This is a genomic window from Sphingobium sp. (genome assembly GCA_023266575.1).
Lineage (GTDB): Bacteria > Pseudomonadota > Alphaproteobacteria > Sphingomonadales > Sphingomonadaceae > Sphingobium.
In genome coordinates this window covers 53,230-64,636 of record JAHFPV010000015.1, presented here as the reverse complement: position 1 = coordinate 64,636, position 11,407 = coordinate 53,230, and the positions used below count along the sequence as shown (strand labels likewise).

9 protein-coding genes are annotated in these 11,407 nt (G+C 65.1%); 2 read left to right on the top strand and 7 right to left on the bottom strand.

The genetic code is table 11. The annotated features are described in order from the left end of the window. The first annotated feature begins 9 nt into the window (after nt 1-9). Nucleotides 10-2,772, top strand: coding sequence for a [protein-PII] uridylyltransferase (locus Q0D44_RS14640; RefSeq protein ID WP_294137479.1), 2,763 nt, complete (start codon nt 10-12; stop codon nt 2,770-2,772). Here Q0D44_RS14640 and Q0D44_RS14635 read toward each other — a convergent pair. The 4 genes from Q0D44_RS14635 to Q0D44_RS14620 are packed head-to-tail and all read right to left on the bottom strand — an operon-like array spanning nt 2,769 to nt 6,357. Next, the gene (locus Q0D44_RS14635) at nt 2,769-3,380 is read right to left on the bottom strand and encodes an ABC-type transport auxiliary lipoprotein family protein (RefSeq protein ID WP_294137478.1); all 612 of its coding nucleotides are present in this window, start codon (nt 3,378-3,380) and stop codon (nt 2,769-2,771) included. The two genes, Q0D44_RS14640 and Q0D44_RS14635, sit on opposite strands and share 4 nt — an antisense overlap. 17 nt (nt 3,381-3,397) lie before the next feature. Continuing rightward, nucleotides 3,398-4,360: an MlaD family protein gene (locus tag Q0D44_RS14630; RefSeq protein ID WP_294137476.1), complete on the bottom strand. Its 963-nt coding sequence runs from the start codon at nt 4,358-4,360 to the stop codon at nt 3,398-3,400. Nucleotides 4,361-4,363: 3 nt separating this feature from the next. Beyond that, nucleotides 4,364-5,248 (bottom strand): ABC transporter ATP-binding protein, encoded by an 885-nt coding sequence (locus tag Q0D44_RS14625; protein WP_294137475.1) that lies wholly within the window; start codon nt 5,246-5,248, stop codon nt 4,364-4,366. Beyond that, nucleotides 5,248-6,357, bottom strand: a complete 1,110-nt coding sequence (locus Q0D44_RS14620) for an ABC transporter permease (protein ID WP_119743544.1) — start codon at nt 6,355-6,357, stop codon at nt 5,248-5,250. Before Q0D44_RS14620 ends, Q0D44_RS14625 begins: the two co-directional genes overlap by 1 nt. Nucleotides 6,358-6,455: 98 nt before the next feature. On the opposite strand from Q0D44_RS14620, the gene Q0D44_RS14615 reads away from it, so the two are divergent. After that, on the top strand, nt 6,456-7,130 hold the full coding sequence (locus Q0D44_RS14615; protein WP_294137473.1) for an HAD-IB family hydrolase: 675 nt from the start codon (nt 6,456-6,458) through the stop codon (nt 7,128-7,130). A gap of 88 nt (nt 7,131-7,218) precedes the next feature. Here Q0D44_RS14615 and Q0D44_RS14610 read toward each other — a convergent pair whose 3' ends face one another. From Q0D44_RS14610 to Q0D44_RS14600, 3 genes are all read right to left on the bottom strand, one after another. Further along, the gene (locus Q0D44_RS14610; RefSeq protein ID WP_294137552.1) at nt 7,219-9,066 is read right to left on the bottom strand and encodes an AsmA family protein; all 1,848 of its coding nucleotides are present in this window, start codon (nt 9,064-9,066) and stop codon (nt 7,219-7,221) included. A gap of 71 nt (nt 9,067-9,137) precedes the next feature. Then, nucleotides 9,138-10,067: a 2-hydroxyacid dehydrogenase gene (locus Q0D44_RS14605; RefSeq protein WP_294137469.1), complete on the bottom strand. Its 930-nt coding sequence runs from the start codon at nt 10,065-10,067 to the stop codon at nt 9,138-9,140. A 1-nt stretch (nt 10,068) separates the two neighbouring features. Then, nucleotides 10,069-11,388, bottom strand: a complete 1,320-nt coding sequence (locus tag Q0D44_RS14600; RefSeq protein WP_294137466.1) for a cystathionine gamma-synthase family protein — start codon at nt 11,386-11,388, stop codon at nt 10,069-10,071. Between the last annotated feature and the right edge of the window lie 19 nt (nt 11,389-11,407).

Genomic DNA, 11,407 nt, shown 5'->3' with positions numbered 1-11,407 from the left:
ATAGCCTCCATGGTCATGCAATTTCCCGCGCTGGGATCGCGCCGTGCGATCATTGATCGGCGCGCGATTTCCGACAACATCACCGCTCAGGCGCAACTGCACCGTAGCGATCCGATGCTGCTGCGCGGCCTGATCGTCAAGGAATTGAAGGCGGCGCTGGATGAAGGCCGGGCCGAGGTCGCCCGGCGGCTGGAGGCGAAGCCGACGCGCGGGCGGGAGGCAGTGACCGCCTTTGCCTTCCTGATCGACCAGATTCTGCGCCTGCTTTATGACGCAACGACCCACCATCTCTACCCGTCGGGCAACCGCAGCACGGGTGAACGGATCGCCCTGATCGCGGTTGGCGGCTATGGCCGGGGCGAAATGGCGCCGCATAGCGACGTCGATATCGGCTTCATTACGCCCTGGAAACCAACTGGCTGGACCGAGCAGGTCATTGAATCTATGCTCTATTCGCTCTGGGATCTGGGCCTGAAAGTCGGCCATTCCAGCCGCTCCATCGATGAGACGATGCGGATGGCCAAAGCGGACCTGACCGTCCGCACCGCCCTGCTGGAGGCGCGCTATGTCTGGGGCGACCGGGCGCTCTACGAGGAGACCTCGACCCGCTTCGACGCCGAAGTGATGCAGGGCACGGCCCGCGCCTTCGTCACCGACAAGCTGGCCGAGCGCGAGGAACGGCACAAACGGATGGGCGACAGCCGCTATGTCGTCGAACCCAATGTGAAAGAGGGCAAGGGCGGCCTGCGCGATCTGCATACCCTGTTCTGGATCGGCAAATATGTGAACCGGGTGCGGTCGGTCGCCGAGCTGGTCGATGTCGGGCTGCTGACCCAGCTGGAATTGCGGCAGTTCCAGAAGGCGGAAGATTTCCTGTGGGCGGTGCGTTGTCACCTGCACACCATCACCGGCCGGGCGGAGGATCGGCTGACCTTCGACCTCCAGCTGGAAACCGCGACGCGGATGCGCTTTACCGGGCGGCATGGCCGGTCGGGGGTGGAGCGCTTCATGCGCTATTATTTCCTCAACGCCAAAATCGTCGGTGACCTGACTGCCATGTTTCTGGCCCATCTGGACGACCAGATGGCGGCGAAGGGGCGGCGCTATATTCCGGCCATGTTCCGTCGGCCCAAGAAGCTGGACGGCTTCGTGCTGGAGCGCGGACGGCTCTCGCTGCCCAGCGATGATTTCTTTCAGGTCGATCCGGTCCGGCTTATAGAGATTTTCGCCGTGGCCGACCGCCATGGCCTGGCCATCCACCCCAGCGCGATCCGCGCCGCCAGCCGCGACGCTGGCCTCATCACCGCCAAAGTGCGCAAGGATCCGCGCGCCAACGCCGCCTTCATGGATGTGCTGACCAGCCCGCGCGATCCCGAAACCGTACTGCGCTGGATGAACGAATCCACCGTGTTCGGCCGTTTCGTCCCCGACTTCCGCCGGGTCGTGGCGCAGATGCAGTTCGACATGTATCACCACTATACGGTGGACGAACATACGATCCGCGCCGTCGGCCTGCTCGCCCGGATCGAGAAGGGCGAACTGCCCGAAGATCATCCGCTGGCGTCTGAACTGATGGGCAAGCTGCTGTCGCGCCGCGTTCTCTATGTCGCGGTGCTGCTGCATGACATTGCCAAGGGGCGGGGCGGCGATCACAGCATCTTGGGCGCGGAAGTCGCCGAACATCTCTGCCCGCGCCTGGGCCTCACCCCGGCGGAGACGGAAACGGTCGCCTGGCTGGTCCGCTATCATCTGCTGATGTCGGCCACCGCCTTCAAGCGCGATCTGGCTGATTACAAGACGATCCTCGATTTCGTCGATGTCGTGCAAAGCCCCGAACGGCTGCGGCTGCTGCTCTGCCTGACGGTCGTGGACATTCGCGCGGTCGGGCCAGGTGTGTGGAACAGCTGGAAGCGGCAGTTGCTGGGCGATCTCTATGATTCAGCCGAAGAATTGCTGCGGCTGGGCCACAAGCAGAAGGGCCGCAGCGAACGGGTCGCGGCCAAGCAGGAAGCGACGCGGCTGGCGCTGGGGCTGCCGGACGCAGAGTTTGAACGGCTGCGCAGGCGGCTGCCCGAATCCTACTGGATCGCCGAGCCAGAGGATATATTGATCCACAACGCGCACCATATATTGGCTTCCGCCGACGCGCCCTTGTCGATCGCGGCCCATTATTATCCGCAACGCGGCGCGACGCTCGTGACGGTCTATGCCACCGACCATCCGGGGCTGTTCTACCGCATTGCAGGCGCGATCCATCTGGCGGGCGGCAACATCATCGACGCGCGCATCCATACGACGCGCGATGGCGTGGCGATCGACAATTTCCTGGTGCAGGACCCGTTCGGCGGTGCCTTCCACGATCCCGATCAGCTGACCCGAATCCGCAACGCGATCGAGGATTCGCTGTCCAACCGCCACCGCATGATCACCAAATTGTCGGCGCGCCCGCTCACCCGGACCCGCGCCGAAGCCTTCCGCATCGTTCCCAATGTGCTGATCGACAATAAGGCGTCGAACCGCTTTACCGTGGTAGAGATCAACGCCGCCGACCGGCCAGCCCTGTTGTTCAGCCTGGCCAATGCGCTGTTCCAGTCGAAGGTCACGGTCCACAGCGCCCATGTCGCCACCTATGGCGAACGGGCGGTCGATACGTTCTACGTCACCGACCTGCTGGGCGGAAAGATAGAGAGCAAGGCGCGGCTGCAAACGCTCGAACGCCGCCTGCTCGAAGCGGCCGGCGGCGAGGTGGATGAGGCGCTGGAGCGCGCTTAACCCGGCTGCGTCGCCAGCCAGGCCGCGACATCCGCCGCCACCTTGTTCGCCGCGGCATTGAGCGGCACACCGATCGTCCCGGCCTCAATCTTGCCGCCCACGGGCACACTGGCGGTGAAGCGTTGCCGCGCGATCACCGTGCCGCTGCCCTTGGTCAATATGGCGTCATAGGTGACGACCGCGCTATTGCCCGGCGCATCGATGCCAAAGGCAACCAGTTCGCCCATCAGCCGCTGACCATTGTCGCCAGCATATTGGCCTGGGGCCAGGACGATACGGTTGCTGGTCGCGGAAATCGTTTCGGCCAGCAGCGTCTGGAACAGGTGGCGCGGCGTGTCGGCCCATTGCACCTTGGTCACATAGGCGACCGAGGTGGGCGAAAGCTGCACCGGCACCCGCACCGTATCCAGCATCTTGGGCGCATCGGGATCGGCCACGGTCAGGCTTGGCCCCTGCGCACCGGTCAGCAAGCGCCCCGGCGCGACCGTCTGCGTGGCGCTCAGCGCCAGCAACTGTTCCGGCGGCTTGGCCCCGAACGATACGCAGCCTGCCAGCAGGAAGGCGGCGGTGAGCGCAACCGTGGCGCTGCGCGTGTGGCGGTTGAACATGCGCCTTGTCCCTCTCATCATGGCTTGTAATCCGGCAATTTGGGCGATCCGACCAGCGAACCGGCCCCTTGCTGGTCCAGTTTCTCGGCAACACCCCGGAAGGCGCGCGACATTTCGCGCAGGTCGCGGACCAGCTGGTTGACCTCCGGCATGGTCTGGTTGCTGAACGCACGCACGCCCGGCTGGGCTTCGGCAATCGTCTTGTCGAGCGTGTCGATGCTCCGCGTTGCCGACTGCACGCTCTTGCGCAGGTCGGCCATCAGCGGCTTGCCCTCATCGGTCAGCAGCGAATCGGTCGTCGCAGCCAGCTTGCCAATCTGTTCAGCCGCTACCCCGGTGCGCTGCACCGCGATGCGCGCTTCGGCCAGCGTGGCGGAAATTTCCGGGCTGCGATCGGCCAGCGAGCTGGAGATACGCTCGACGTTGGCGAGGATGCCAGCGATCGACTGCTGATTCTTGTCGTTCAGCAATTCGGTCAGCCGCTCGGTCAGGGTCGACAGCCGTTCCAGCAGTTGCGGCGCATTGTTGAGCAATTCGCCCAGCGCGCCCGGCTTGGTCGGGATCACCGGCACGCCGTCGGGGCAGACCGCGAGCGGATTATTGGTCGGACATAGGATCGGCGGCGCGCCCTTGACCGCGCCGTCCAGCACGATTTCGCTGACGCCGGTAAAGCCCACCCCCGCGATCGTCGCAGTGGTGCCTTGCAGCACGGGCGTGCCGTCCTTCACCGAAATGCGCACCTTCACAAAGCCCGGATCGCGCTTCCACAGCTCGATCTTCTCGACCTGGCCAGACGGGACGCCGGAATAATTGACGCTCGATCCCTTCGCCAGGCCGTTGACCGACTGTTTGAAGAAGATGTCATATTCCTTGTTCTGCCCATCGGAGATGCGCGAGAACCAGAAGGCCGCCGCAATGATCGCCGCCAGCAAGATCAGCGTGACCGCGCCCACCAGCACATGGTTGGATCGGGTTTCCATATCCTATTGCCTTCCATCGGGCGGGGTCTGTGCCGCCCTATCCTGTTCGCGGTCATGATGACGGGCGACCGCCGCCGTTGCGGCGCGGCCGCGCGGGCCGTTGAAATATTCCTGTATCCACGGATGATCGGTGGCCAGCAATTCGTCGATCGTGCCGACCGCAATGACCTTCTTGTCGGCCAGCACGGCGACACGGTCGCAGATCGAATAAAGCGTATCAAGATCATGGGTGATCAGGAACACGGTCAGGCCGAGCGTCTGCTGCAACTGGCGGGTCTGTTCGTCAAACGCCGCCGCGCCGATCGGGTCCAGCCCGGCGGTCGGTTCGTCCAGAAACAGCAGGTCCGGGTCCAGCGCCAGCGCACGGGCGAGACCCGCGCGCTTCTTCATGCCGCCCGACAGTTCGGACGGATATTTGGGACCAGCTTCAGCCGGCAGGCCGGTCATGCGGATCTTGTAGGCGGCAATTTCGTCGCGCAGTTCCGCGCCGATATTGGGATAATATTCGCGGATCGGCACTTCGACATTTTCAGCGACCGTCAGCGTCGAAAACAGCGCACCGCCCTGAAACAGCACGCCCCAGCGCTTGCGGATCGCCAGCGCCTCATCGTCCAGCCGCCCGACCATCGATTCGCCAAAGACGTGGATTTCGCCCTGGTCGGGGGTCTGGAGGCCGATGATCGCGCGCATCAGCACCGACTTGCCGGTGCCGGACCCGCCGACCACGCCCAAAATCTCGCCCTTGCGCACGTCCAGGTCCAGCCCGTCATGCACGACCTGATCGCCGAAACTGTTGCGGATGCCGCGCACCGAAATCGCGATGTCGCTTTGCGCCATCGTCTGTTCGATCCGGGCGTCCTCGGCGGCCATGGCATCCTGCTCGGCCATCAGTTCCACCCCAGCCAGGTGAAGAATACGGCGAATATGGCGTCGAGGACGATGACCAGGAAGATCGCCTGCACGACTGCAGCGGTGGTGCGCAGCCCCACTTCCTCGGCATTGCCCTTGACCTGCATCCCCTGAAAACAGCCGGAAATGGCGATGATCAGGCCGAATACCGGTGCCTTGATCAACCCCACCCACAGGTCGGTGATCGGTACGACTTCGCGCAGCCGCTGAACGAAGGTGATCGGCGGAATGTCGAGCGCAATGGCGCAGAGAAAGCCGCCGCCAATCACCGCCATGATGGAGGCGTAAAAGCCCAGCAGCGGCATCATGATGACGACCGCCAGCGTGCGCGGCAGCACCAGCGCCTCCATCGGCGACACGCCGATCGTGCGCATCGCATCGACTTCCTCGGTCAGCTTCATCGTGCCAAGCTGCGCGGCAAAGGCGGAGCCGGATCGGCCCGCGACCATGATCGCGGTCATCAACACGCCCAGTTCGCGGAAGGTCAGCCGACCAACCAGATTGATCGTCAGCATTTCCATGCCGAACTGGCGCAACTGCACCGATCCCTGCTGCGCAATGACGATGCCGATCAGGAAACTCATCAGGCCGATAATGCCCAGCGCGGACACGCCAACCACCTCGAACCGCTGGACCACGGCATTGACGCGGAAGCGGCTGGGGTGGCGGATGACGCTCCAGGTGGCGACCAGCGTGCCGCCGAAAAAGCCCAGCAGGCCCAGCATGGTCGATCCCGCAGTGCTGACCGCCTCGCCAATCTGGCTGACGACGCGGGTGACGGCAGGGACATGATCGGGACGGATCGCCACCGGCTCGTCCAGCGCGCCGACCGCTTCGATCAGGCGCATCGTATCGTCGCGCCCGCCAGTGATCGGGCTGTTCAGCCGCTTGGCGGTGCGATGCACGGTCCATGCGCCGATCGTGTCGATATGCTCGACGCCCGACAGGTCGATGGCGCTGACCGGTCCCTGCACCGCATCCAGCCGACCGGGCAGGTCATGCAGACAGGCGACCGCCAGCGACCCGGAAAGCCGGATCACTGTGCCGTCGTCACGCATTTCTTCAGCAAGATCGGCGGCTTTGTTCATGCGATGGGATTACTGGTCCAATATCGGTTGCACGGCAAGCCGAAACGGCCCAACTGCAAGCCAGAACGAAGCAACAGGGCAAAAGTTTCGGACACGGCATGACGCACCGGCTGGCAATTTACGACATGGACCGGACGGTGACGTTCAGCGGCACCTATACCGGCTTTCTCATCCACATGGCGCGCGCCATGGCGCCGTGGCGGCTGGCGCTGCTGCCCTGCGTCGGGCTGCTGATGCTGGCCTATGTGGTCAAGCTGATCACCCGCCAGCGGCTGAAGGAATTGAATCAGGCGCTGATGATCGGCTTCAATGTCGAACGCGCGCGCTTGATGCCCCATGTCGAAACCTATGCTGACAAGGTGGTGGCGACCAATTTGCGACAGGGCGCGGTGGCGCAGATCGCGCAGGACCGGGCCGATGGCTATCGCCTGGTCCTCGCCACCGCCTCCTACCGCCTCTATGTCGAGCCGATCGCCCGGCGACTGGGTTTCGACGCGGTCATCGCGACCGATCACCTGTCCCAGGATCTGCGCTATGTCCGCGCGAAGATTGCGGGCGAAAATTGCTACGACACCGGCAAGCTGCGAATGATCAAGGCGTGGATGGCGGCCGAAGCGATCGACCGTGGCCAGGCCCATATCCGCGCTTACTCCGACCATGTGTCGGACGCGCCGATGTTGGAATTTGCCGACATCCCCTTCGCCTCCAACCCGCACAAGAAGCTGGCCAAACTGGCGGCGGCGCGCGGCTGGACGCGGGTGGACTGGACGTAATATCCCCACCTCCGTTCGTTTCGAGCGAAGTCGAGAAACCGGCGCGCTACGTTTCTCGACTTCGCTCGAAACGAACGGAGAATTGCGTTTAACGCATCGCCGACCGCGCCAGCCCCTCGCAATCCGCATCGGCTGCGCGCGGCACCTTGTCCCCCGCAATCGCCTTGCCGATCATCTTGAGGATGCCCTTGGTCGATCGCACCTCGGCAGGCACGCGAATGTCCGGCTGCTTGATCGTCCCGCCAATCGGCACGGTGCCGCTCAGGCGCAGCAGGCTGCCATGTTTGGGCGTGCCACTCATCGTCAGCGCCATCACTTCGTCGGTCAGGCGGATCGTGCCGGTGACGCGGGTCTGCGCGCGGGACGTGTCGATCAGCACCGGATTGGCCCGCGCCACGCCACTGGTCACGTCGAACCGCGCCACCACGCAGCGCAGCACCGCCATCTTGTCCTTGTCCACGGTCAGCCCCTTGCCGACATCCTGCCCCATCAGCGCCGCCGTGCGCGCCGGGATCGACCCGTCGCGCGCCACCAGCGCGATCGTGCCGGATGACCGCCCGACCGCCTGCCGGATCGTGCGCCCCGATCCGTTCAGTGCGATCCGCCCGACCAGCCCGCCGTCGATCCGCGTTTCGGGAAAGAAATCGAGCAGGCGCGCCGATCGCAGGTTGAGCGCCAGATCGAGCCGGGGTCCGCCCTGCCGCTGATCGACCGACAGTCGCCCGCTCAATATGCCGCGTGTCAGGTCCATCCGCAGTGGCTCGACCACCAGTCGACTGCGCTCCAGTGTCAATGTGCCGCTCAGCGACCGGAACGGGCTGGAGCCGGGCCACAGCAGCTTGTCCGCCCGCAATGCCAGCCGCCCGTCGGTGCGCGCCATGCGCGACAGGTCTATGGCGGTGTCGGGGACCAGCCGGTCGCCCGACTGTGCCCGTTTGGCCGCTGCCTTGCGCTTGCCCTCATTGGACGACAGATCGTCGAAATCGAACCGGCCCGCATGAATCGCGCCGTCGATGCGGGTGCGCCCGTCACGTTTGCGGATGGTGGCGTGGCCCGCAATATCGGACCGTCCGATCGTCCCTTTCAGGCGCTCGACGGTCCAGTCGGGCCGGTCGCGCACCACCTGCGCTGTCAGGCGCACCGGCTGCGTGCCGGGCAGGCCCGCCTCGATAATCGCGTCCAGCACGCGCAGGTCGATGGCGTGGCCGGTCACCTTGCCGCGCAAATGGCCAATGTCGAGCGGCCCGTCCATCGTGCCGTCGAACGTCATGCCGACCGCGTCACCGGCAATCTCCGCCTTGAACGGCCAGCGCGCACCCGCCTGATGCCCCAGGATCGGCGCGCCACTGGCGGTCACCCTCACGGGATGGCCGCGCACATCGCCGGAGCCGGACAGGCGCAATCCCCTGCCGTCCACGATCAGCGCCGCATCGATCGACCGGCCCCGCTTGTCGTCGCGATAGGCGATGCGACTGTCGCTGACGGTCAGGCTGCGCAGGGCAGGGCGCTTGCCCTTGCTGTCATCGGCGCGGCTGCGTTCCCCGCTCCAGCTTTCGCGCCCATCGGCGGCGCGATAGAAGGACAGTCGCGCGCGGCGCAGCTCCAGCGTTTCCAGCACCGGCCCGCCGGTCAGCAGCGCCAGCGCGGAAAAGCCCACCCGCGCCTCGCCAACCCGCGCCAGATCGCCGCTCCCCGGCGCCCAGTCGGGCTGCGGCACGCGCATGTCGGTCAGGCGCACGACGGGGTGAAAGGACAGGGCATCCTCGCGCACCATCGCGCCGATCGTCACCGGCTTGCCGATCCGCTCGGACAGGCGATCCTCGATCCGGCCCTTGAACAGGCCCCATGGGAAAGCGGCCAGCAGCAGGACGGCCAGCCCGATCAGGACAAGCAGCCCGGCCCCTATGCGGACAGCCCATCGCGATCCTGCTCTCATACCCACTGCGCACCCCCTCCTGCACCGGCGTCATCGCCGTGCCGCGCTCAACGCACGACTCGACGCAGGGTTCAGAGGCGAACGGGGGAAGGGAGCGGCTGACCGGCAAAATGGGCGGACAGATTGGCGATCAGCATCTGCGCCATCTGCCCGACCGCCTCATGCGTCGCCCCGCCGGTATGCGGAGTCAGCACGACATTGGGGACGTCCGCCCAGCGCGCCGGATCGGTCGGTTCGGGATCGAACACGTCGATCGCTGCGCCGCCCAGCCGCCCGCTTTTCAGCGCGGCGATCAGCGCCGCCTCATCCACCAATTGCCCGCGCGCGACATTGACCAGCAGTCCGTCGGGTCCCAGCGCCTCCATGATCGCCGCCGAAATCATCTTGCGATTGCTCTCGTCGGCGCGCGCTGCAACCAGCAAAATGTCGCTCTGGCGCGCCAGCGCTTCCAGACTGTCGGCGCGCGGCCACGGGAGGGTAGGCTTGTCGCGCGGTCCCCACCAACTGACCTGCATCCGCATCGCCTGCGCCCGCTCCGCCGCTGCAATGCCGATCGACCCCATGCCGACGATCCCCAGCTTTGCTCCGCCCATCGACCGGGTGCGCGTCTTGGCCTCGATCGTCCACTTGCCAGCGCGCAAATGCCGGTCGCCGCCCACGATCCAGCGGCGATGGGCGAGCATCAGGCCGATCGCATGGTCCGCCACATCCTGCGCATTGGCGTCGCCAGCATGGGTCACCGCAATGCCGCGCGCCTTGGCCAGCGCCAGGTCCACCCCGTCATAGCCCACGGTGAAGCAGGCGATCAGCGACAGGTCCGGCATCGCGTCGATCAGCGCCCGTTCCAGCGCAAATTCGCCTGCCCAGATCACCGCGTCCACCTGCGCCAGCCCAGCCGTGTCCGGCTGCTCCCACAGAGTCATGACGTCATAATCCTGCGCCAGCAGCGGCACGATGGGGGCCAGCAAAGGCTGGCCCACCAACAGAAGCGGACGGCGCATCTCAGCCAATCGCCCGCAACGCCTGGGCGAAATCGGCGATCAGATCGTCTGCATCCTCGCAGCCGATCGAGATGCGCACCATATTGTCGCCAATCCCCAGCGCCGCCTTGCGCGCGGCCGGCACCGACAAATGCGTCATCGCGGCGGGATGGCTCGCCAGCGTCTCGGTTCCGCCCAGACTGACCGCCAGCTTGGCGATCTTGAGGGCATCCAGAAAAGCGAACGCCTCCGCCTCGCCACCTTTCAGGTAAAGCGAGAAGGTCGATCCCGCCCCGCTGCAATGGCGCGCATAAATGTCGCGCTGTCGCTCGCTTTCGGGAAAGCCCAGATAGACGATCTTCTCCACCTGCGGCTGGTCCTTCAGCCAGGCGCACACCTTGGCGGCATTCTCGCCCGCCCGGCTCATCCGCAACTCCAGCGTCTCAAGGCTGCGCAACAGCATCCACGCGCTATGCGGGTCCAATATGGTGCCGATCGTGTTGCGCATCAGCCGGATCGTCGTGATCAGCGCATTGGACCCCAGCACCCCGCCCGCGACCAGATCGCTATGCCCGCCGGCATATTTAGTCAGGCTATAGATCACCAGATCCGCGCCATGGGCCAGCGGCTTCAGCCATAACGGTCCAAGGAACGTATTGTCGATCGCGATCGGCGGCACATGGCTTTCGCCCGCAAACAGGAAGTTGCGCCGCGCGACAACCGCTTCGATATCGACCAGCACATTGGTCGGATTGGCCGGGCTTTCCAGGTAGATCATCGCGACGCGGCCCAGACCCCTGGCCTTCTCGATCACCGCGCCAATCTCATCCTCGCTCGCGCCAGCGGGGAAATCGAGCCACTGCACCCCGAATTTGCCCAATATCCGCCCGATCAGCGATTCGGTCGCGGCATAGAGCGGCGCGGAATGGACGATCACGTCGCCCGGCTGCACCATCGCCAGCAACGTCGTCGCGATCGCCGACATGCCACTGGAAAAGAGCAGAGCGTCCTCAGCCTCCTCCCATACCGACAGCCGATCCTCGGCAATTTCCTGATTGGGACCGTTGAAGCGTGAATAGACGAGGCCCTCCGATCCGCCGGGCCTTATGCCCGTCACCCCTTCAAAATGCCGCTTGCCCGCCGCCGCGCTCTCGAACGCGAAGGTGGAGGTCAGGAAGATTGGCGGTTTCAGCGACCCTTCGGACAGGGTCGGATCATAGCCATGCCCCATCATCAGCGTCGCGGGTTTCAGCTTGCGCCCGTCAATCTCCATGATCGGCGGCTTGGGGCGGCGGCGGTTGGATTCGACACCGGTAAGGTCGGCTTCGGTTTCGCCAGACATAGATTATCTCCTGCTCGAT